13 protein-coding genes are annotated in these 23497 nt (G+C 60.5%); 5 read left to right on the top strand and 8 right to left on the bottom strand.

The window, feature by feature from the left end; genetic code table 11:
- The first annotated feature begins 499 nt into the window (after positions 1 to 499).
- A complete protein-coding gene (locus ACOY6C_RS09670; protein WP_420905263.1) occupies positions 500 to 4027 on the top strand; it encodes a PAS domain S-box protein in 3528 nt (1175 codons plus the stop codon).
- A 46-nt stretch (positions 4028 to 4073) separates the two neighbouring features.
- Here ACOY6C_RS09670 and ACOY6C_RS09675 read toward each other — a convergent pair whose 3' ends face one another.
- A complete protein-coding gene (locus ACOY6C_RS09675) occupies positions 4074 to 5219 on the bottom strand; it encodes a glycosyltransferase (RefSeq protein WP_420905264.1) in 1146 nt (381 codons plus the stop codon).
- An 859-nt stretch (positions 5220 to 6078) separates the two neighbouring features.
- Here ACOY6C_RS09675 and ACOY6C_RS09680 point away from each other — a divergent pair.
- Positions 6079 to 6957 (top strand): hypothetical protein, encoded by an 879-nt coding sequence (locus tag ACOY6C_RS09680; RefSeq protein ID WP_420905265.1) that lies wholly within the window; start codon positions 6079 to 6081, stop codon positions 6955 to 6957.
- Positions 6958 to 6965: 8 nt separating this feature from the next.
- Positions 6966 to 7763, top strand: coding sequence for a hypothetical protein (locus ACOY6C_RS09685; protein ID WP_420905266.1), 798 nt, complete (start codon positions 6966 to 6968; stop codon positions 7761 to 7763).
- Positions 7764 to 7810: 47 nt separating this feature from the next.
- Here the strand turns inward: ACOY6C_RS09685 and ACOY6C_RS09690 are convergent, their stop codons facing one another.
- Both ACOY6C_RS09690 and ACOY6C_RS09695 read right to left on the bottom strand, forming a co-directional pair.
- Positions 7811 to 8143: a heavy-metal-associated domain-containing protein gene (locus tag ACOY6C_RS09690; protein WP_420905267.1), complete on the bottom strand. Its 333-nt coding sequence runs from the start codon at positions 8141 to 8143 to the stop codon at positions 7811 to 7813.
- A gap of 132 nt (positions 8144 to 8275) precedes the next feature.
- Positions 8276 to 8872, bottom strand: a complete 597-nt coding sequence (locus tag ACOY6C_RS09695; RefSeq protein ID WP_420905268.1) for a Spy/CpxP family protein refolding chaperone — start codon at positions 8870 to 8872, stop codon at positions 8276 to 8278.
- Positions 8873 to 9241: 369 nt separating this feature from the next.
- Here ACOY6C_RS09695 and ACOY6C_RS09700 point away from each other — a divergent pair, with 369 nt between their 5' ends.
- Both ACOY6C_RS09700 and ACOY6C_RS09705 read left to right on the top strand, forming a co-directional pair.
- Positions 9242 to 9967 (top strand): response regulator, encoded by a 726-nt coding sequence (locus ACOY6C_RS09700; protein WP_420905269.1) that lies wholly within the window; start codon positions 9242 to 9244, stop codon positions 9965 to 9967.
- A complete protein-coding gene (locus tag ACOY6C_RS09705) occupies positions 9964 to 11502 on the top strand; it encodes a HAMP domain-containing sensor histidine kinase (protein WP_420905270.1) in 1539 nt (512 codons plus the stop codon). Before ACOY6C_RS09700 ends, ACOY6C_RS09705 begins: the two co-directional genes overlap by 4 nt.
- A gap of 62 nt (positions 11503 to 11564) precedes the next feature.
- Here the strand turns inward: ACOY6C_RS09705 and ACOY6C_RS09710 are convergent, their stop codons facing one another.
- The 5 genes from ACOY6C_RS09710 to ACOY6C_RS09730 form a co-directional block, all read right to left on the bottom strand.
- Positions 11565 to 15995, bottom strand: coding sequence for a PAS domain S-box protein (locus ACOY6C_RS09710; protein ID WP_420905271.1), 4431 nt, complete (start codon positions 15993 to 15995; stop codon positions 11565 to 11567).
- Complete coding sequence (locus tag ACOY6C_RS09715; RefSeq protein WP_420905272.1) at positions 15992 to 18097, bottom strand: PAS domain-containing protein; 2106 nt, start codon at positions 18095 to 18097, stop codon at positions 15992 to 15994. Before ACOY6C_RS09715 ends, ACOY6C_RS09710 begins: the two co-directional genes overlap by 4 nt.
- Positions 18094 to 19773, bottom strand: coding sequence for a GAF domain-containing protein (locus tag ACOY6C_RS09720; protein WP_420905273.1), 1680 nt, complete (start codon positions 19771 to 19773; stop codon positions 18094 to 18096). The genes ACOY6C_RS09715 and ACOY6C_RS09720 overlap by 4 nt, the downstream gene beginning before the upstream one ends.
- A 380-nt stretch (positions 19774 to 20153) precedes the next feature.
- Positions 20154 to 20600 carry a bacteriohemerythrin gene (locus tag ACOY6C_RS09725; protein WP_420905274.1) on the bottom strand — a complete coding sequence of 149 codons (447 nt, stop codon included), beginning with the start codon at positions 20598 to 20600 and terminating at the stop codon, positions 20154 to 20156.
- Between the two features lie 179 nt (positions 20601 to 20779).
- The gene (locus tag ACOY6C_RS09730; protein ID WP_420905275.1) at positions 20780 to 23491 is read right to left on the bottom strand and encodes an ATP-binding protein; all 2712 of its coding nucleotides are present in this window, start codon (positions 23489 to 23491) and stop codon (positions 20780 to 20782) included.
- Positions 23492 to 23497 lie beyond the last annotated feature (6 nt).

Below are 23497 nucleotides of genomic sequence, written 5' to 3' on the forward strand. Positions count from 1 at the left end.
CACGCCTCCAGGGATAACGATGTTGCATCCAACCCAGGAACACCCCTCGACCATCCGGTCGAAAAACCTTTTGGCGGGATTCTATCGCTTCTTGGAAGTGTGCGCGAATCAATTCAGACGTATCGCACCGCAATTCCCACGAGCCTCGGCGGTATCAAGGCCCGGATTGGCACGGAAGCAGGACTTCCCCAGAAGGAGAAGGTGGCGTAAGATGGATGAAGGGGGATTGACCGAACGATCACGCGGAACCGGGCCGCCCCCATGCCGAATCCAGGCATGGACGGCAATCGTTGCGCCTGAAAGCATACCTCTGCCCCTATCGGACCCCTCGCTCTTGCGAACTTGCCTGATGGGGGGAGTCCCCCTCACCCCCGTACCGTGGCTCTCCCTTCGGGATTTCCACGGTAAACGCAACAAAAATGACTAGGGACTTTCGGGAGTTCCACTAAAAATATAACGCATCATTCGCGTGTATCATCGATAATTAAAGGTAGAGACAATGCCCCCTTTCCCTGGCATGAGCAAGCGCCTTCTGCTGTTTTCCTCACTTGCAATCACCCTGCTCGGCCTGACAGTCCTCATCGGTTGGCATCTGCGCCTGTTGCCCCTCATCAGCATGGGCCCGGAGTTCGTGGCCGTGCAATACAACTCCGGCCTAGCCCTCCTGGCAAGCGGCATCGCGCTCCTGGCCCTCTTTCGCGATCGCCACGCCTTCGCCGCGCTCGCCACCCTGCCCGTTCTGCTCCTCGGCGGTCTCTCCCTGATCCAATACCTCCTGCACCTTGACCTCGGCATCGACCGACTCTTCCTGGATCCCTCCTTCCACACCCTGCACACCTCCCATCCAGGTCGCATGGCGCCCAACAGCGCCCTCGCGTTCACCCTCGCGGGCCTGGCCATGCTCCTGCAAGCCCTGCGGAATCCATTCCGGGGCGTGCTGGTGTGGATCCTCGGTCTGCTGGTCCTGATCATGGGCATGGCCGCATTCGTCGGCTACCCCCTGAATCTGGACAGCGTTTACGGCTGGTTCCAGCTCACCCGCATGGCCCCGCAAACCGCCCTCGCCCTCTCGTTGCTGGGAGCCATCCTCCTGGCCATCTCCAGGCATGATTTCATCCAACAGATGCGCAATCCCCACCTCGCCCAGTGGGTGGCCCTGCTGCAACCCCTGCTCGGATTGGGCTGCCTGCTCGCCTTCATGCTCCTGCATCAACACGATCGGGTGGTCAAACAAGAGCAGGACCGTCTCCTCACTCAGGTTCGCGTCATCGACAGCAATCTGCTGCGTCAACTCGAATCGGCCTACCAGGTCATGCGCACGGTCCGCGACTCGCTGACCACCCTGCGCGCGCACCCCCAATGGACCGAAGAGCTGTCGCGTCAATTCGGCGTGTTGTGCGATGCCATGCCCGGCGTGCGCACCCTTTTCCTGCAAGATGTGAATGGGGTGATCCGTGCCACCAACCGCGCTGAACTCATCGGTGGCGATTACAGCCGACGCGCCTATTTCCACACCGCCCGCCAAAGCAACGATCCCAGCGTACTCCAAATCTCCCAACCCTTCATCACCCGCATGGATGACTGGGCCATGGTGCTCTCCCTGCCGGTGACGGAACCGGATGGCCGTTTCTTCGGCGTGATGAACGCGGCCCTGGATCCAGAATATTTCCGCACGCTGCTCAGTTCGGTGATCTATGCGCCGGACATGTTGAGCAGCGTTGTGCATGGGGACGGCATTCATTATCTCACCGAGCCGTCGCGTCCTGAACTGGTCGGCAAAAATCTGCGTCTGCCCGGCACCTTTTTCAGCCGCCATGTCGAAAGCGGTCAGATCGAAACCCTCCAGAGCGGTTACTCCCCCTCCGTGAACGAGGAGCGCATGGTGGCTTTCCGCACCGTGCAGTCGGCCAGCCTGCCCCTGGACAAATCGCCGGTGGTGATCACCAGTCGCCTCCTGCCGGAAATTCTCACCCTCTGGCGCGAGGACGCCATCTTCCAGATCAGCCTGTTCAGCATGATCGTCACACTCTCCGTTCTTGGACTGCTCCTGCATCAACGCCGTCAGAACATCCACGAACGGCTCATCGAAGAACGCAACCTGGCGCTGCGGGAGAGCGAGGCCCGTTACCGACTGATCTCCGAAAACCTGGTGGACATCATCAGCGTGCATGCTCCGGATTCGACCTGGACCTACGTCTCCCCCTCCGTCACCAGCATGCTGGGTTTCCGTCCGGAAGATCTGCTGGGGCGCAAACCGTCCGAGTTCATCCATCCCGAGGATATCACCCGTCTGTTCGACCCTTCCTACCGCAAGGTGGCCGAGGATCGAAAGGAAGATGAACTGATCTACCGTGTCCGCACCCGGGAGGGGGAATACGTCTGGCTGGAAACCCTGGTCAAGCCACTTCTGAACGAACAGGGCGCGGTACAATGCATTCACAGCGTCTCCCGCAACGTGACCATACGCGTGGAGGCTGAACAGGCGCTGCGGGTGGAGCGGGATTTCATTCTGCGCCTCGTCAACGCCTTGCCCGGCGTTTTCTATCTGATCACCGCCCAGGGACGCTTCCGCATGTGGAACAAGGCGTTCGAAGAGGCGGTCGGATTGAATGACGTGGCGATGGGCGAGGCGTTGGCGCTGGATTTTTTCCAGGGAACGGACCGGGAGTTGATCGCCGAGCGCATGGCGCTGGTTTTTTCGAACGGCTCGGCCAATGTCGAGGCGGCCATCCTGCACAAAAACGGAAGCAGCCGACCCTTTTATTTCGTGGGACATCGGGTGGAGTTCGAGGGGGAGCCTCTGCTGCTGGGGATGGGACTGGACATCTCGGAGCGCAAGAGGCTGGAGATCGATCTGGTGTTGGCCAAGGATCAGGCGGAGATGGCCGCACGGGCCAAAAGCGATTTCCTGGCCAACATGAGCCATGAAATCCGCACCCCCATGAATGTGGTGCTGGGCCTGGCCGAAACGCTGCTCGAAACCGATCTGACCCCCAATCAGCGCCACTTCGCCAAGACCATGCATCAATCCGGCAAGGCGCTGTTGAACGTCATCAACGACGTACTCGACTTTTCACGCATCGAGGCCGGTCGGCTGTCGCTGGCCGAAGAGCCCTTCGACCCTGCATCGGTGGTGATCGAAACCGTACGGCTGATGCAGATCGTCGCCGAGGAGAAAGGGCTCGAACTGCACGCGGAGCTGAACGCGGATCTGCCGGCGGCCATCCTGGGCGACGATGGTCGGGTACGGCAGATTCTGCTCAATCTGTTGGGCAATGCCATCAAGTTCACCCACAAGGGAGGGATCGCCCTCCGGCTCGGCTGGGACAACCCGGAGAGGAACCGATTGCGTTTCGAGGTACGCGATACCGGCATCGGCATCGCCAACGAGCAGGCAGGACTCATCTTCGATCAGTTCACCCAGGCGGATGCCGGGATCAGTCGTCGTTACGGCGGCACGGGTCTGGGTCTGGCGATCTGCAAACGTCTGGTGGAGTTGATGGGAGGACGGATCTGGGTCGAAAGCCGTCTGGACGAAGGGAGCCTGTTCGCCTTCTCCCTGCCGGCGCGCTTCGCGACGATCGCGCCGGTCGAAACATCGAGTCAGACGGTCATGCCGCATGCCACCGGGCGAGGATTGCGGATTCTGCTGGCCGAGGATGTGGAGGAGAACCGGATCTTGATCGCCACCTATCTCATGAAGACCCCCCATGAACTGGAGATGGTCTACGACGGGGTGGAGGCGGTGCGGCGCATCAAGGAGCAGAGCTTCGATCTCGTTTTGATGGACATCCAGATGCCCAACCTGGATGGCTATTCGGCCACGCGGCAGATTCGCGCCTGGGAACAGGAGACAGGGTTGCGCCCGGTGATCATCGTGGCCTTGTCGGCGCATGCCATGGAAGAGAACATTCAACGCAGCAAGGATGCGGGTTTGAATCTCTATCTGACCAAGCCGATCGCCAAGAAGCGGCTTCTGGAGGTACTCAACCAGATTGCCAGCGATCTGCCCATGGAGCTTGAATGAGGCGCAGGCTCCACCATCCGCGTCCGATCTTCATCAGGCCATCCCATCACCCGCGACTGCCGGATCCGGGATGATGCGCAAGAAAATACGCCTCATACCTCCGGACGACACCGCCAATCTCGAAATGTTCACGAACCCGGATGCGGGCTTGTCTGCCAAGGGCGAGCCTGTCGGAAGTTGACAGACTCAGCAGATCCCCCATGGCGGCGGCCAATCCAGCCATATCCCCCACGGGAACCACACGACCCGTCTGGCCGACAATGAACGCCGAATCGCCGACATCCGTGACCACGCACGGAACGCCGCAAGCCATGGCCTCTCCCAGGACGTTCGGAAACCCTTCTCCATCCGACGACGAAGCCAACAGATCCAGCGACGCCATCAAGCGTGGCATATCCTCACGCTGTCCCAGCCAGTGGATCGCAGCATCAAGACCGGTGTCATGCATGGCGCCAGCCAGCTTCTCCCGAAGAGGCGCGAACCCCCGTCCAACCACCACGAAGCGTACCCGGGGATGCCTACGCCGCAACCGTTCGGCGGCCTCGAAAAAACCGACATGATTCTTTTGGGGGGTATGACGACCAACAATCCCGACCAGCGGCGTATCCTCATCCACATGCAACTCCTGGCGAACGGAGATGCGTGCCGACGCGTCCGGAACGAACCGCGCCACATCGAACCCGTTTGGAATCACCGTGATTTTTTCCAAACGATAACCAAGCCTGTCATGAACCTCCCTGGCCGCTTCCGAACAACTGATGATACCAACCGGCACCCAATGCGAAAGCCGTGCATTGATGCGAACGATGAAGCGCGTCGCCCGTTTTTCCTTACTGCGGACGAAATCGGCGGTCCGAATTCCCCAGATCACCTGGCGAACTCCGGCGGCACGCGCGGCCAGACCGCCAATCAGATCCGCATGATACATCCAGGTATTGACCAGATCGATCTGGAGCGTTTTCAACCTTCGCACCAACGTAAAGACCGCGCCCAGCTTGAATACGCTTCGGGACAGATCCAAAGATTCGACAGGGATTCCGAGGGCTTGAATGCGCTGCCCGATCTCTCCTGGTTGCGTCAGGGAGAAGACGTGACACTGAAACCTCTGACGATCCATGCGCTCGAGCAACTTGTACAGCATGATCTCAGCACCGCCGATTCCAAGGCCGGTGATGATGATGGCAATTCTCATGGGAAACCCTACCTGTTTGTGGAGCCGATCCCCGTCAGGCAGACAATCAGAGGATTTTTCCAAGGTGTGAGGATTGTTGTGACCAACACGCGCCGGATCGGATGTCGTGATTGACTTTCAGAGCCGAATCATACACAACCGATCACCTTGTGTCCCGTACATTTTTTTGTCGGAGGCTGTTGGAGGGCAACGATTTGCCCAGCAAGTCATTGCATGATGGGGGGAGCCCCCTCACCCCCATGCCATGGACCTCCCGAAGGGAGGTCCATGGCAGCTATTCAGGCTCGGCGGGGTTCTTGGGACTTTTCCGTTCATCTTTTTGCGCGTTTTTAAAATAAAAATCTTTCGCAAAAACCGCAAAAAACACTTTTTTAAAGATCGCGCCAGGGCGTGTTGACCTGTTGCGTCAGCGGCCTTGATACGGCGTTGCGACGCCTCTTGGCTGCTCACATACGACCGTGTATGGCGCGGATCGAGTCGTCGCGCCTTGTCTGAAGGCTCGCTGCCTTCCCATGTCAACACACCCTGACATCCTGAACAACCTTACAATTTTTTCTTGGCATTCCGTCGTATATCTGATACAGTATTCACAATTTCGAAATATGCGCACAATGCGTTCCGACGCGCGTATGGGGCGGAAGGCACCCGGAATCGGTAGTGGAGCAGGCTAGGAGGGTTCCCCTCTCACAACCCCCTAGAGAATCTCCACGGCATGCCCGTTCTGGATTGTGGGAGTAGCGTTGCTTATTCATATTTTCCAATACGTTCAAAATGGGCCAGATAAGCCCACACGAACAAAAGGAGGCTTAAATTGAGACAGCCTCCTTTTTTTTGTCATTATATAGGAGTTATGTTTATTATGGAATTAGCTAACGAAGAGATATGGGAGAAAATAGTCCGTGAATCCATTGAACAAGCTGTAGAAAAAACCGGTGAAGCCGTCCCTGGCGCTCGCCTCAGAGATATCATCCATCACAATGCAAAACAATATAATTTAGACTTTCCTCCTGAACCCTTTGCCCCCCCAACAAGATTCCGGGATTTTCTGAACCATTTCGAAGCAAAAGGGATGATTGCGACAAGAATCCGGCTTGGTCAGGACTTCCTTGTAGCCCCAGCCGAAAAAAACCATCTTTTGGTTGAAACAACCAACACCAAAAGACACGATCAGGCTGCTTTAAGACAGGATCTGTTTTGGGCCTTCACCACCATAACCGAGCATGGTTTTCACTACCTGAAATCACAGGATCGCTTCGAACAATCAAGTGAGTCTCCATCCGAAACAAACACGGATGATGACCGAATAGCTGTACCTCCGGTAACCATTACACAAAGTTGTCAGGATCGAAATGATTTCTGCGATCAGTATCAGTATCGCGACGTAGCGAATGAGCTACGTGCGACCCTGCACTCCAACGATCTCATGGCACTTCGGAAATTTGGAAGCAAGCTCAGACAACTGGACTTGCAAGAGCAGTGGCATTGGTACCGGGTTCGTATCTTGCAACAACGCATTCGCGCCTGGGCCAATCGTATGGGTGTGAATTGGCAACCAGCCTGGTGGCTTCCCAATCCTCACCTTTCAAACTCCGAACGACAAGACAAAATCACCGAGCATCATACCCAGTTATCTCCCGCCTTTCTGGAAGCCATGGCCAGACTGACATCAGATGATTTGGCTCGAATTTTAATTCCTATGGATATTGTTTCAAGACTATTCAACAATTATTCGCATTAGGTTCAGCCATGCCGGTACTGATCCTCGCTGGACTTTCGCACTCCCTTGTCGTTCGCGTCAAAGCAGCGTTGCAAAAATTCCAGACCAGCCATCCCCTACCCTTGGGCTGGAATATCAAATTCGCCTATATTGACGAGAAGAAATTATTATTCTCAGAAAAAGTTGTGAAATTGGCCTGCAAAACAGCCTCAGAATCAACAGACAGCCATATAGTCGGAATCAGAAACGCAGAAGGAAACTCTAACGAGATAGCAAGACAATTCATCAAACCTTTCTTTCGCTTTCGCTGGTTTGAAGGAAAACATTTACCCCTAATCTATCATCCAGACCAAGAACTCATAAACAGATTATCAGAAATAATCCAAGAAGAAGAGTACTGGAGAAACAATATCAAACCAGATGATATTTACCACCCCCTATTACTACCAAAAGATATTTTTAACAGTCAATGCAAATGTCAAAATCTGTGGGAAATTTGTGATACTTATGGGGATTTCAACAACTTACATGATGCTAACAGAAAGATAAAAATATTCACAACAACTTATCAACACACCATGGTCCACGGAGGCCGAGGCTGGAAAGATACCACAAAGCTACTCTTTGACCCGAATGGTGCTCGGCACGGCGATGCACCGGACTTTCACCGATGGAAATACTCTTTCCAGTTACCGGAGGGTTTCCACTATGACGTCAACCACGAAAGAGAACAGGCTTTTCATGTCAGAGACGCAAAGGGAGTCACGCGTTCAGCAACTCAAGGTGGTCACTTGAACATCGACCCCCACGGTCATGTCCGAAGCTGACCCCCTGCACCGCTGTTGAACGCCCCAAGGTGGCCATGTTTTTATGGTCACCGGGGGGGCTTGCTGCAACAGGGGCTCCGGTGGGTGCAATGGTCCAGGGTGTTCTGATCGGCAAAGCGCCACCAGTCGCGCCGCAAACGGTGCGGCAGACCGGGATCGGGCGGAAACCCGATCTCGGTCAACAACTTCTCGAGGGCTTCGAGCCGCACCTGCGTTAAATCATAGGTGACGATGACCCGACTGCGGCGCCAGTCGGCATCCACCCGCCGCACCCCTTGCAGGGCGGTCAGACCCTCGGTGATGATCTCGGCGCAGGCCGCACAAACCATCCCCGCGATCTTGAGCGCATGGGTCACCTCGCATGTTCCGAATGGTGCCATGACCACCCCCAACCGTTCCAATCCGCCTGACGTGGGGACCCATCCACCCGTCTTCGATCCGGGGAGCCCCGTCATGGAGCGCCCCGGATCTCACCTTTCAAATCTGGAGCCGAGCCCCAGCCTGAGTACGGCTCACTGCGCGCAGGGCGGAACCTGGGCCGGGCCGATCAACGCCTTCTGGCGATCGTCGAGCTTGGCGATCAGATCCTTGTAGCCCTGCAACACCGCCTTCTTGTGCGTGAGCATGCTCTCCATGCCGGCGATGCGGCGCGATTCCATCTCCATGGGATCGCGCGGCGGATTGGTGGCCATCTGCTTGCGCATGCTGCTCCGCGCTTCGTTCTGCTCGGTCAGGGCCTTGGTGTAGGCGTTCCAGTTCTCCTCCTGGGCGGCGGTGATCCCCAACTGCTGCTTGACGGAGGCCAGACGGGCGGTCAGCGACTCCACCGGCTCGCCCCACGGACCGTTCATCTCCATCCCCGGACCGCCACCACCCCAACCCGGTCCACCCCGATGAGGACCACCCCACGGTCCACCACGCATGCCCGGTCCACCCCACGGTCCACCCATGCCACCCGGCCACATGCCTGGTTGCATCGCCTGCTCGGTCGCGGCAGGGGCGGCAGGGGCGGCAGGGGTATTGGCCTTCTCCTCGGCCAGAACGCTACCGGCATACAACGCCACGGTCACGGCCAACGGCAGAATTTTTTTGATCAATCGCGTGTTCATGGTGGGATTCTCCTTGTATCGATGAGTACGAAACCTGTCCAACAAATCGGTTCAAAGCTTGACGATGATGGCAAGATAGTTCAAAAAACGTTGAAAATAAACTGCTTTATTGTAAAATTTCCGTAAGCATCACCCACGCTTCGTCACCCTTTTTCCACAATCTTGGCATTTATCGACAATTCCTGTCACACTTGATCCAAAGTGTCATACTTTTGTTACAGATTGACATGATTGGGGAGAGCCCCCCTCACCCCCCGACCTTGCACCGCCCTTTGGGCGTTTCAAGGGCAACTGACACGATGGGAGGAGAATCCCGACCTTGTACCCCCTTCGGGCGTTCCAAGGTCAACAACACCGGAAGCCAAAACCATGCCCCAATCCGACCGCATTCTGATCGTCGAAGATGACCACGAAACCCGCACCCTGACCCGTGAATACCTGGAAGAGAACGGCCTGGAGACGCGCGAGGCGGAAAACGGCCTCGTGATGTGGGAGATCCTCAAAACCTGGACCCCGGATCTCATCCTCATGGACCTGATGCTCCCCGGCGAGGACGGACTGATGCTCTGCAAGCGGTTGAGCGTCGAAGAACCGACCCGCGACATCGCCATCATCATGCTCACCGCGCGCGGCGACGAAATGGATCGCATCCTGGGGCTGGAGATGGGCGCGGATGACTATCTCGCCAAGCCGTTCAGCCCCCGCGAACTGTTGGCGCGCATCCGCAGCGTGCTGCGTCGTTCCCGCGCCACCGGTCGCATCCCGCCACCCCCCGATCGCGACGAAATCCGCTTCGGAGGGTGGACCCTCAAGGTCAAGGCGCGCCATCTGCTCTCTCCGGATGGGGTGATCGTTGATCTGACCAAGGGGGAGATGATCCTGTTGCAGGTCTTTCTCCAGCATCCCAACGAATCCCTGGACCGGGACCGGTTGACCGAACTCTGTCACGCCCGCGAGGCCACGGTGTTCGACCGCGGCATGGACGTCCAGGTGAGCCGGCTGCGCAAACGACTCCGCGAGGATCCCAAAAATCCCACCCTCATCAAGACCGTCTGGGGCAAGGGGTACATGCTGACCGCCGAGATCGCCCCATGAGACTCAATCCATTTCCCAACTCCCTCTCCGGACGGATCGTGACGATTCTTCTGACCGGCGTGTTTCTCGCCCTGGCCTCGGGCGCGGTGCTTCATCTGCACGACCGCAGCCGGGCTCTCTCCTCCTTCGGCGGCATGCGCACCGCTCAGGAGTTCGTGGCCATCGTCCATCTGCTCGACACCCTTCCACCCAGCGAACGCCGCCGCGTGGCCGCCCTCTGGGAAAGCCCTTTGCACTCGGTGCGCTTTCTGCCGCCCCGCCCCCCATCCCAGGAGCTGGAAGAGGGGGCCAACGACCCGCGCGCCGAACGTCTGGTCGAGCTGTTGCGCCGCTATCTCGGTCCCAAACGCCCGTTGCGCATCGTGGTGCTCAACAGCCCCGAGGAGGGACAGACCCGCATCACCCCCGGCCCCTCCACCTCCGGCAACCCGACCAACACCCCACCCGGCATACCCTCCGGCTCCCAAGCCAGTGCGCCCGGCGCCCCCTCCCAGCTTCCTCCCCAGGCCATCCCGCCCCCCGGCATGCGCCATCCGCCCCATTACTGGCGACACATGCGCATGATGCAACCCCTGATGCCGCTTGGAGTGTCGTTCCTGGTGCGCACGCAGCTGGTCGGAGGGGATTGGGTGGAGTTCCACAGCCACCTCCCCGGCGAGGTGTTCGAATGGCCGGAGTGGATGGGATGGTCGTTGCTGCTGCTGTTCGTGTTGGTGGGGATGTTGTCATTGGCCGCGATGCGACTGGCGACCCGACCCTTGCTGCTGATGGCCGATGCCGCCCGTGCGCTGGGTCAGGATCTCAACCACGCGCCGCTTCCCCTCACCGGTCCGCGTGAGGTCAGGCATGCCGCCTCGGCCTTCAACGCCATGCAGGAGCGGTTGAAGCGCTATGTCAACGAGCGCACCCATCTGCTGGCCGCGGTCTCCCACGATCTCAAGACCCCGCTCACCCGCATGCGGTTGCGGGTCGAGCGGCTCGAGGAGTCGCCGTTGCGGGAAGATCTATTGCGCAACCTCACCGACATGGAGCGGATGACCAGCTCGGCCCTGGAGTATGCACGCGGCATGGAGGGCATGGAGCCGGTGGCGCGGGTGGACATCACCGCGCTTCTGGAGGGAATAGGCGAGACCTTCGAGGAGCTTGGACACACGGTAGAGATCCACGCGGAGAATCTTCCGCCGTTTCCGGTCATGCCCAAGAGTTTGAAGCGGTGTCTGGTGAATCTGGTGGACAATGCGGTCCACTATGGTCAAAAGGCGCGCATGCGTGCCGACCTGTTGGGGGATCGGTTGCGCATCTCGATCGCGGACTCCGGACCCGGCATTCCGGAGGCGGATTGGGAACGGGTGTTCGAGCCCTTCACCCGTTTGGAGAACTCCCGCAACCGCGATACCGGAGGCACGGGACTTGGACTGCCGATCGCCCGCAACATCGTGCGCGCGCATGGCGGGAATCTTACCCTGCGCAACCGTCCGGATGGGGGGTTGGAGGTGATTGTCACCATCCCCAGGGGAGACGAGGCCAAAGGATAGCCAAGAACCGACTGTCGCGGGCACCGGGGTCCAGTGTCCGGACCGGACCCCGGCGCTTCAACTCACACCGTCACCCCATGAGGCCGCAACGCCGCACGCAGAATCTCCAACGCCCCCTCGAAATCAAACCCCTCGATCGCCTGACCGACCTGTCGCCACTGCTCCGGCATGGCCTGCTTGAAAAGATCCAACCGATCATGCCAGACATCCGAGGCCTCGGAGTTGTCATCCGCCAGGAAACCGGCCAACGCGCCAGACGCGACCCGCAACGCCTCCAGATCCAAGGCCGGCCTCTCGACCGGAACAACCGCCGCCTCCACATCCGCCGGCAAGGCCGCCTCCAAAGCCTGAATCAACATCCCCAGATGCGCCTCGACCGAAACCAGCAACTCCAGGATCTCCGCCTCCTCCCGCCCCCCCTCCTTGATGGCCGCTTCCATCCGCGCGGCTCCGGCCTGAACCAGGTTGGCGCCGATGTTCCCGGAGGTGCCCTTCAGGGTATGCGCCTCGCGCTCGGCGGTGGCACGATCCCCGGCGACGAGCGCGGCGCGAATCCGTGCCGGGGCATCCCTCTGACCGGCGAGATACTTGCGCAATATCGACAGGTACAACCCCTTCTTGCCCAACATCCGCTTCAAGCCGGTCTCCACATCCAGATCCGGGATCCCGCGCGGGATCCCATCCCCGACAGCGCACCCCGGCGCGACCGTTCCCGACGGCGCATCTCCGGAAATGACGCCAGACGGTTCCGCCACGCCACCCCCGGCTTCCACCACCGACCCGCCGCCCCTCACCGCCGGCACGATCCACTTGGCCAGGGTGACGAACATATCCACCACATCCAGCGGCTTGGGGATGTGATCGTTCATCCCCGCAGCGATCACCTTCTCCCGATCCCCGGCCATGGCGTTGGCGGTCATGGCGATCACCGGCAGCCTGGCCCAGGCCGGATTCTCGCGAATCGCCCGTGTCGCCGTGTAGCCGTCCATCACCGGCATCTGACAATCCATCAACACCCCGTCGAAACGGTCACCCGCCTCCAGACGATCCAAGGCCTCGCGACCATTGTTGGCCACCACCACCTCAAAACCGGCCTCGCCCAAAAGCTCCGTGGCCAGTTCCTGGTTCATGTCGTTGTCCTCGACCAGCAACACCCGCGCGCCCCGCAACTTCGCCTTGGCCTCGCCCGCCGGATCCGGTCGTTCGCCTCCCTCCCGCGCCACCCCGCGTCCAAGGGCTTCGCCGATGCTCTCCAACAACACCGAAGGGGTCACCGGCTTGGTGACCACATGACGCAACCCCACCCCCTGACGCTGCGCCTCGTTGAGCGCCTCCTCGCGACCGAAGGCAGTCACCATGATCATGGCCGGGGTGTGCACGAACGCCTCATCGCGGATGCGCCGCATGCACTCCACCCCATCCATGACCGGCATCTTCCAATCCATCAGCACCAGATCATACGAAGAACCGGCCCGATCCTTCTCCGAAATGCACGTCAAGGCGTTCTGACCATCGGGCACCACATCGACATGGAATCCGAGATGACTGGCCATGTCGGCAAAGATCTCGCGGGCCGCCGCGTTGTCGTCCACCACCAACAGCCGCAGACCGGCCAACTCGTCGGCCCGGAACATGCGTCGCGGCATCGCCTCGCTCTGCAAGCCGAACCGGGCATGGAAATGAAACACCGACCCCTTGCCAAGCTCGCTCTCCACCCAGATGCGACCATCCATCAGCTCGACCAGGTTCTTGGAGATCGCCAGACCCAGACCGGTGCCACCATACTTGCGGGTGGTCGAAGAGTCGGCCTGACTGAACGACTGGAACATCTTGCCCAACTGCTCCGGGGTCATGCCGATGCCGGAGTCCTTGACCCAGAAGTGCAACTCGACACTCTGCCCGACCTCGGCGACCCGCTCCACGCCGATGACGATCTCGCCGCGATCGGTGAACTTGACCGCGTTGTTGCCCAGATTGACCAGAACCTGTCCCAACCGCAACGGATCGCCGATCAGCCCCATCGGCACGTCCGGCCTGGTGTCGAACAACAACTCCAACCCCTTGTGCTCGGCCTTGATCCCCACCAGATTGGCCAAGTGGTCCATCACATCCTCGAAGCGGAAGTCGATCCGCTCCATGGTCATCTTGCCGGCCTCGATCTTCGAGAAGTCGAGAATGTCGTTGATGATCCCGAGCAGGTTTTCCGCCGAACGGTGAACCTTTTCGATGTAGTTGCGTTGTTTCTGGTTGAGTTCGGTCTGAAGCGCCAGATGCGACATGCCGATGATGGCATTCATCGGGGTGCGGATTTCATGGCTCATGTTGGCCAGAAAGTCGCTCTTGGCCTTGGTGGCCTCCTCGGCGGCGCGACGCGCCTCGGCCATCGCCTGCTCCACCGCCTTGCGTTCGGTGATGTCCCGCCCGATCCCGAGCAGTCCCAACAGACGCCCCTTGCCGTCGTAGAACGGCGCCCGCACCGTGTCGAGCAGCACCCGACGCCCGTCCGGATAGGTGACCCACTCCTCCTCGGCATGACGTTTCAGGGACTCCATCATCTCGTGATCGCCCTGGCGGATCTCGTAGGCATCTTCCGGCGGGAAGATGTCGTAATCGCTGCGCCCGATGATCTCCTCCACCGGCTTGGCGATCCGCTCGGCAAAAGCGAAATTGCAGCCAAGATAGATCCCTTCCGGATCCTTGTAGGAGATCAGATCCGGAATCGAGTCGATCAGCGCCCCCAGCGTGGCCCGTTGCCGCTCGATCTCCTCCCCGGCCCGTTTCTTTTCGGTGATGTCGTCGAGGGTGAACTGCAACAGCTCGCGCCCACCGAAATGGAACATCATCAAATGGACCTGGGCATCCCAGATCTCCCCATTCGGACGACGATGGCGCCATTCGAAGGATTGCGGACCCTGATGCAGGGCCAGCATGTCGATACGCGCCATGGCGGCACGGCTGTCAGAGCCGTCGTACTGGGTCGGGGCGGAGACATCCAGGGGGGTCTTGCCCAACAACTCCTCGCGGCTGGCGTACCCGTACATCCGCACCGCCGCCGGGTTGCAGTCGATGAACCCGGGGCCCGCCGGATCGTGGATCACGATCGGACGCGCCGACTCCTGGAACAGCATCTTGTTGTAGGCTTCGCTGTCGCGCAGCGCCGCCTCGGCGGCCTTGCGCTGGGTGATGTCGCGCATCGACGCGCAGACGCAGATCCCGCGTCCGCCCAGGGCCGGCAGCCGGGACAGGGAGATCTCCAAGGGGAAGACCAGGCCATCCTTGCGCAACCCGTAAAGCGCCTCGCCCTCCGATTCGCGCTCTCTGGCGTGTCCGGAGGTGATGAACACCTCCCATTGGGCGATGTTCTCCTCGCGCGAATCCTCGGGAAAGAGGGATTCGAAGCGTCTGCCCACCAGTTCGCCGTCGGCATGTCCGAACATGGCATGAATGCGTGGATTGGCCAGGATGATCACCCCGTCCCGATCCGCCACCAGCATCCCGTCCGGAGCCGATTCGATGATGCCCCGATACCACTCTTCGGTGGCCTGGAGCGCGTTGCGCCGCTCCTCCAGTTCGACCGTTTGCGCGGAGAGCTGGGCCGCCTGAACCTCCATCGTGCTCGCCTGCTGGCGCGTCTCCTCGAGCAACTGACGGGTACGCAGGTTGCGGTCCAGGATCTCGATGCTCATGGCCAGCATCGGCATCAGACCATCGAGCAGCGTCTGTTCCCGGGCGTCGAACATCTTGAAGGAGGCCAGCTCCACCACAGCCAGCAACTGATCGTTGCGGATCACCGGCAGCACGATGATCGCCCGGGGAATCGCCTCGCCGACCGAAGAGCCGATGCGCAGGTAGTCGGGGTGGGGACGGGTGATGACGATCGGGGTCTTCTCCAGGGCGCACTGACCGACCAGCCCCTCGCCCAATTCGAAGATGGCATGGAACCCCTTGCGTTCCCGGAAGGCGTAGCCGCCAAACAGGCGCAACCGCTCCCCCTCCAGCAGGTACATCGCCCCCTGCCCCACCTGGAGCAAGGGGGCCACGCCGGACAGGAAGCGTCGCGCCAGATCGGCGAAGTCCACCGCCTCCTGCAACGCCGTGGAGATGGTGGCCTGATGGACCTTGATCCAGCGTTGCGCCTCCATTTCAATGGCGCCGGACTGCAACACGGCGATGGAGCGGGCCAGATCACCGATTTCGTTTGGAAAATCGGTACTTGGCACCACGATGTCGAGCTGGCCCGAGGCCAAATTCTCCACGCTGTCGCGCAGTTGTTCGATGGGACGGCGCACCGAACCGCCCATCACAAGGGCCATCAGCACGCCGACGCCGATGCCACCTGCCAGCAGCAAAAACGGCAACTCCCCGTGCAATTGACCCAAATGCCACAGGTAGAACAGAATCGGTCCCACGGTGACGCCCAGAAAGCCCGCGAAACCGATCAACAACTTCACGCGGAGCTGACGCCTCTCCAGAAACGTGAGGAGCGACTTCATGGGGCGATCTCCGCGTCATCGGGACCATACGGGGGAGGGCGACCCAGCGCCAGCGCCAGTTCGTTCACCTCGTCGCGCAGGGTGCGCGTCTGCTCCTCGTATCTTTTGGCCAACAGGTTGAATCCGCGATCCGACATGTGCATCAGTTTGCGCTCTGCGTTCCGCAGCTCGCTGATGTCGATGAAGGTGCCGACCATGCCGCCCGACGAACCATCCGGAAGACGGAATCCCGAGGCATAATAGATGGTGTCGTGGATTTGGCCGTCGGCATACGGCATGGATACCTCGCGCCGCACCGTCGTGCCCGTGGCGATCACCGATTCATCCTCGGCCTGATAGGCGTTGCGATCCGCCTCGGGAAGGTACTCCAGATCCCCCACCCGCTTGCCGATCAGTTGCGCGCGCTTCACCCCGAAGGCATCCTCGTAAGCGCGATTGAAGCCCATGAAGCGGGTATCCACCCCCTTGTAGAAGAGCGGATAGGGAATGGTGTCGAGGAGGGCCTGCTGAAACACCAACTGACCGGCCTTGGTGCGTTCGGCCTCGGCGGTGGCGGCCAGAATCTCTTCGGCATCGCGGTTGCGGCGCTGGATCTCCAGGTTCAGGGCGAGCATGGCTACCATTTCGTCGCGCATGGCGGCGGACTGCTCCTCGTCCGCTCCGAGGGTGGCCAGCTCCACCACGCCCAGCACCACGTCCCCCAGACGGATCGGCAGGATGGCCAGGGAGTCGGGCGTGGTTTCGCCCAAACCGGAGCGAATCTTGCCCCAATACCCCTCGGGGGGAGTCAGGATCACCGGGCGCCCCTCATGCGCGCATTGACCCAGCAGACCATCCCCCTCCAGAAGCAGGCGCGGCACCTCCCGATCCACCCCGAAAGCGCCTTCCAGCCGCAACGTGTCGCTCCCCGGTCGGTTGCGCACGTAGATCACCCCCCGATACACCCCCAGAAGCGCATGCGCCTCGGACAAAAAGATCCGTGTCAGCTCCTGGATCCCCTTGGCCTGCTGCATGCGCACCGACATCTGGGCCAGACGGGACTTATGCCGCGCGCTGTGCTCCTGGCGGGCCGCGTAGATCTGCAATTTCGACCCGGCCACCCCCTGGGCGTGATGGCCGCGCAACACCTTGAAAATCATCCACAGCATCACCAACGCGCCCAGACCACTGGCGATCATCCTCCCCAGACGCCCCTCGATGGGCGCGCTGCGTTCCAGGTTTTCCACCAGCACCAGGCGCCAGTCCCCGGACGGGTCGTTCCAGGGCACCTTGGCGCTGGCCACCGCATGCCGGTTCCCCTCGTACTCGATGAAGCCCGGTTCGGGCCGCAGGGGCAACACATCCGGCTGACGATTCTCGAACAGAGCCCCGAACTGCTTCAAGTCGCGGATCGCCTTGAGACGCTCCGGGGTGGGAGGATGATCCAGCCAGGAGATCCACTCCGGATGGTTGCTGGAAAACACCACCCCCTGCGGCGACAACAACAGCGTGACATCCGACTGTTTGGACAACAGCTTGTCGATCGACTGGGGATCCGAGCGGGCCACCATGGCGCCGATCTTCTCGGCGGCGACGTTCTGCGTGCCGAAGACCGGCGAGGCGAAATAGATCGCACGCCGTCCGGTGGCCAGGCTGATGGCCGCGTAGATCGATTGCTTGCCCTGCAACGCCATCTTGAAATAGGGCCGGAAACGGACATCGATGCCGGTGGAGGGCTTGTTGGAGTCATCCCAACTGCTGCGCACCACGCCGTTGGTGCCCACCACGAACACACCCTCGGCCCCGTGGGAACGACCGACGCTCTCGAGCATGCTGATGAAATCGGGATCGTTGGGCCTGCTCTCCAGACGTGCGTCGCGCTTGACCTGCGGTTCGACCAGACCCAACATGGCCACCGAGCCCATCAGATTGCCGTTCATGGTCAGGGCCAGCATCTCCACGGCGGTCCGTTCCGCGTGCAGTTCCAACAGCGCGATCCGCTCACGCTCCTGCATGGCGCGCAGATGTTCGCCCGCGCTCCAGGCGATCCCAAAACTCATCAGCAGAATCCAGGACCAGGACCAGCGCGGATGGGTCGCCACCCAGGCGGTGAAACGATTCATCGCGTCGCCTCCAGGGCGATGCATCCCATGCGCTCGTTGCGTTCGATGATCTCCATGCACATCGCCACCACGGTCAAAATCCCCTCGAGCAGGGTGATCTCCTCGTCGCGGAACTCCCGAAACGAGCCGATCTCGATCACCCCGAGCAGGGTTCCGGCGTGCATGATCGGCACCAGCATCAACACCCGTGGCGGCGACGCGCCGAGCACCGAACCGATCTTGAGATACCCTTCCGGCGGGTTCTCGATGCGAATCATGCGTTGTTCGCTGGCGCACTGACCCACCAGGCCGCTCCCGAAGGGGATCTCATCCGGTACGGCATCCGAGCCGGAACGGGCATGGCCTCCGCAGGCCACCAGCACCCGACGCAACGGATCCACCCGATAGAACCCTCCCACCCCGACATCCAGGAGGGGCGCCACATGGGTAAAAAAGATCCGGGACAGCTCCCAGTAACCGGTCGCGCGCTGCAACGCGGCGGTGATGGTCGCGACGTTGGTCTGCACCAGACGACGGGACTCCGAGATCTGCCTGGCCATGCGACTGAAGGCCACCATCACTTCGCCGATTTCGTCCTTGCGCTCCTCGGGCAGATGCAGGTCGAACGCCCCTTCCGCAACCCGACGCGTGCCGTCAACCAACATACGCAACGGCTCGACCACCAAACGGTTGCCGACCACGTAGACCATCAGGCTCGACACCACCATGGCCATCAGCATGACCGCCAGCACGGTGAGAAAATCGCGGCTGCCGACCACGCTGGTACGATCGAAGGCGGCCACCGTGAACCATTTCAGCGGGGGGATGTAGGCCACGGCCACCACACGTGGCACGCCACTCAGAGTCAACTGCAACAACTCGCCCTGGCCACCACCCTTGACCCGCGTCATCAACGACTTGAGCCGTTCCGCCTCCTGTTCGTTGGCCAACAGCTTCCAGATGGTCGATGTGGCCTGTTCCGAGTTGATGGGAGCATTCTGGGCGATCAACGAAGGGTCGGCATGCCCCTGGATGGCGCCAGCCTCGTTGACGAACATCCCGGTCACCCCCTCCTCGCGACTCTTGACAAAGGATTCGATGAATTTCGTGATGTCGATGCCGGTTCCCACCACCCCGACCGGCTCTTGCCCCTCTTTCATCACCACGTTGATCCACAGCTTGGTGACGTTGAGTTTGTTGTTGTGATCGACGTTGAAATTATACGGGGCCGTATCCTCGAGGGTCTTGAAGAACCAGGCATCGTCCTGGTTATCCGCGCCAAGGATCTGGGTCGGCTTGATGGGGGATTGACGTGAGTCCCGAATGGCTTGGGTATCGACGAAAAAGAACTGTCCGGTCGGCTTGGAAGCCACGAACATCTCGTGACTGGTAAAAAGCGACAAAAAACTGCCCAACTCACGCATGGCCGGGCCGGTTGCCGCCCCATTGGCTGGATCGCGCACCCAACGCCGCACCGCCTCCGAATCGGCCAGCTTGAGCGCCAGCATCAGATCCCCCTGGATGCCTCCGAGGGTCTTCTCCCGGTGCAACATCACGTAGCGTTCCACCGAATAGCGGGTCAGTTCCAGCTGGATGTGCTCCTGCATGGAACGCACCATGGTGAGCGTGACGCCACCGATCAGGATCACCCCCCCGACCAGATAGAGCATCATCTTTTCACGCAGGCCGAAATGCATCCTCCACTCCGCTGGCCATCCAAGGACTAACTTGCATGATGGGGGGAGAACCCCCTCACCCCCCGTACCGTGGACCTCCCTGACGGGAGTCCCACGGGAACTTGCATGATGGGGGGAGAACCCCCTCACCCCCCGTACCGTGGACCTCCCTGACGGGAGTCCCACGGGAACTTGCATGATGGGGGGAGAACCCCCTCACCCCCCGTACCGTGGACCTCCCTGACGGGAGTCCCACGGGAACTTGCATGATGGGGGGAGAACCCCCTCACCCCCCGTACCGTGGACCTCCCTGACGGGAGTCCCACGGGAACATGACGGAAACGCCACCAGCCGAAAAGCGCCCGATCAGTCGCTTTTCGGTCGTGGATAACCGGAACGCATCACTGGGCCGCCCGCTGTTTCTGATCCAAAAGGAAGGCGCCCAGCGCCTTGTCGGTATGCAGGATGTGGTGGGTCAACCACTCGGAAAGGAACGAAACCAACACATCCTTGGGCACGCGCTGGCCCTGATGGATCTGCTCGCGCACGGCCAGAACCTTGCTGACAAAATCGCGATGCTGGGCGAGATGGGCCTCGGCATCCACGGGACGCAGCCGCTCGTACCCCTGTTCGACGATGAACCGCTCCTCGGTCTTGAAGTGGTAATCGGCGTAGTTGATCAACCCCTGAACAATCTTGGCCAACTCCTCGAGGCTGCTCTGATCGGTGAGTCGGGTAGACGCTTCGTTGAGCATTTTGATCAGAACCCGGTGTTGATCGTCGATGATCCCCACCCCGGTGGTAAAATCGGGTCTCCAGGCAATCGGTTGTATCAACTCCGCAGACATTGGATCTCCTCTGTTCTTCAATGAGTGAAGCGCGCATCCCTTCATGGACGCTATTGTACTCACTTGCCCTGTCAATACAAGTGATATCCGATTACAAACTGGCTGATGGGCGCACCCGTCACCCCATGGTCCTGGCGTCTTCTTGACCGGAACCCCCGGCACGCGGGCCGGAATGCCGCTTACTCCCCCGGATCCAGGGGCACCAGGAACTTGAAGGTCGCCCCCTGCCCCAACTCGCTCTCCACCCAGATCCGCCCCCGATGCCGCTCGATGATCCTCTGGCAGATGGTCAATCCCAAACCGGTCCCCAGGGGAACATCCATGGTTTCGTCGCGCGCCTGATCGACCTGGTGGAACTTCTCGAACACCTTCTCCAGATCCTCCTTCGGGATGCCGGGTCCATTATCCACCACCTCGATGCCGACCCCCTCGGGCACCTGACGCAGATGGACCTCGACCGCACCGACCGACGCCTCGCAGAACTTGACCGCGTTGGAAAGCAGGTTGATCACCACCTGGATGATCTTGTCCCGATCCGCTTTCAGCATCACCGGATAGAGAGGCGCATGAAATTTCAAGCGCACCGATTTGTTCTCAAAGAGCTGATGGGTGGCGTCGATGGCGTCTTGGGCGATCTCCACCAGATCCACCCGTTCCAGATGCCACTCCATCTTGCCCGATTCGATCTTGGCCAGGTCCAGGATCTGGTTGACCAGACGGGTCAACCGCTCCGCCTCCTTGATGATGATCTCGGTGAAACGCCGCCGGTCCCCGAGATCCATCTCCTCGTTGTCCCTCAGGATCTCCGAAAAGGCGCGGATCGAGGTCAAGGGGGTGCGCAGTTCGTGGCTGACCGTGGAGATGAACTCGTCCTTGAGACGGTCCAGCTCCTGCAACCGTTCGTTGACCTCCTGCAACTGCCGGGTGGCCGCCTCCAGCTGACGGGACTTGAGTTCCAGCCGCTGACTGTACTCGATCACCTGGCTGGTCTCATCCAGAATGCGCATCACCCCATGCAGATCCAACTCCTCGCCGGTCACCACCGAGGAGACCATCACCCGCGCCGAGGCCGAACCGATGGCGCCGGTGAGCCGTTTCTCCGCGAAGGCCACCAGATGGGCCGGCGCCTGGGCATGCTCCTCGAGCTTGAGCAGACGGTGTTGCATGTAATTGGCGAAATCGAGTTCCGCCTGGGCCGGACCGATGAAACGGGAGAGCAGTTTCTTGAGTTCCGCCACAGACACGAAACCGCTCCACAGATACTCGTTGCCGCCGCGCGCCCCCTTTTCGAAGACGTTCACGAAGTTGAGTGCCTGGATCTGCTCCACGGCGGTCTGACGGTCGAACAACGAGATCAACACCAGGGTGCCGATGTTGGCCAGAAGGCTCCAGAAGACCGAGTGGGTCAGGGGATCGAAGAGGGGCAGGCCAAAGAGTGCCTGGGGTTTGAGCCAGGCGATCCCCCAGGGACCGTGGGTGAGGAAGCTCGCGGCGATCCAGCCCGACTTGGCGAACGAGGCGAACAGCAGGGTGTGGAACCAGACGATGAAGCCGGCCATCAGCCCGCCCATGGCCGCGCGCCGGCTCACCCCCTGCCAGTAGATGCCGATCAGGATGGCCGGGGCGAACTGGGCCACGGCGGCAAAGGAGATGATGCCGATGCTCACCAGGGTATGGGATTCGCCGATCAGACGGAAATAGAGATAGCCGAGCAGCATCAGGGCGATGATGATGCCGCGCCGAATGGTGAGGATGATTCCGGAGAGATCCTCACGAAAGGCGGCGCGGAAACGGAGCAGCAGGGGAAGCACCAGGTCGTTGCTGACCATCGTGGACATGGCGATCACCTCGACGATCACCATGCTGGTGGCCGCCGAAAGCCCGCCCAGATAGACGAACAACGCCAGCCACACCTGGTTGCCCTGGATCGGCAGGATCAGGACGAAGGTGTCCGGATCCATCCCCCCGCCGGAAAAAAACAGCCGTCCGGCCAGGGCGATGGGGAGCACGAAGAGGTTGAAGGCCAACAAATAAAGCGGAAACAGCCAGGAGGCCTGACGGATATGGACCGGATTGACGTTCTCGACCACCAGCACCTGGAACTGCCGGGGCAGAAACATCACCGCCATCATCGCGATCAGGGTCATCGAGAACCAGGCGGCAAATCCACCGGGCATGGCATCGAAGGTCATCAAACGCTTGAGCGACGGATCGGCCATGGCCTTGCGGAACAGGTCGCCAAAGCCGTCGAACAAACCGAAGGTGACGAACAGCCCGACGAACAGAAAGGCCCCCAACTTGACGATCGATTCGAAGGCGATGGCGGTCACCATCCCCTCGTGGCGTTCGCTGGCATCGAGATGGCGCGTGCCGAACAGAATCGAGAACAAGGCCAGAATCATGGCCACGTAAAGCGCCGTATCGCCCCACCCGGCCCCGGTGGAACCCCGCATGTCCTGAAAATCGTCCAAATGATGGACGAGCACATCCAGGCTGACGGTCACGGCCTTGAGCTGCAAGGCGATGTAGGGCAGAACGCCGATCACCACGAACAGAGTCACCATGCCGCCCAGAACCGGACTCTTGCCAAAGCGCGAGGCGATGAAGTCGGCGATGGAGGTGATGTGGTTGGCCTTGGAGATGGCGATGATTTTGGTGAGCAGAAGCCACCAGAGGGCGGCCATGATGGTGGGCCCCAGAAAGATCGGCAGAAAACCGATGCCGGTCTCCGCCGCGCGCCCGACGCTGCCGTAGTAGGTCCAGGAGGTGCAATAGACCGCGATGGAGAGGGTGTAAATGGTGGGGTTGTTGACCAGGGATCGACCGCGCGCCGCCTGGCGGTCGGCGTGGTAGGCCACGGCGAACAACAGCCCCAGATAAGAGATCGACATCAGGGG

The sequence above is a fragment of the Candidatus Magnetaquiglobus chichijimensis genome (assembly GCF_045865675.1).
GTDB classification, from domain to species: Bacteria; Pseudomonadota; Magnetococcia; order Magnetococcales; family Magnetaquicoccaceae; genus Magnetaquiglobus; species Magnetaquiglobus chichijimensis.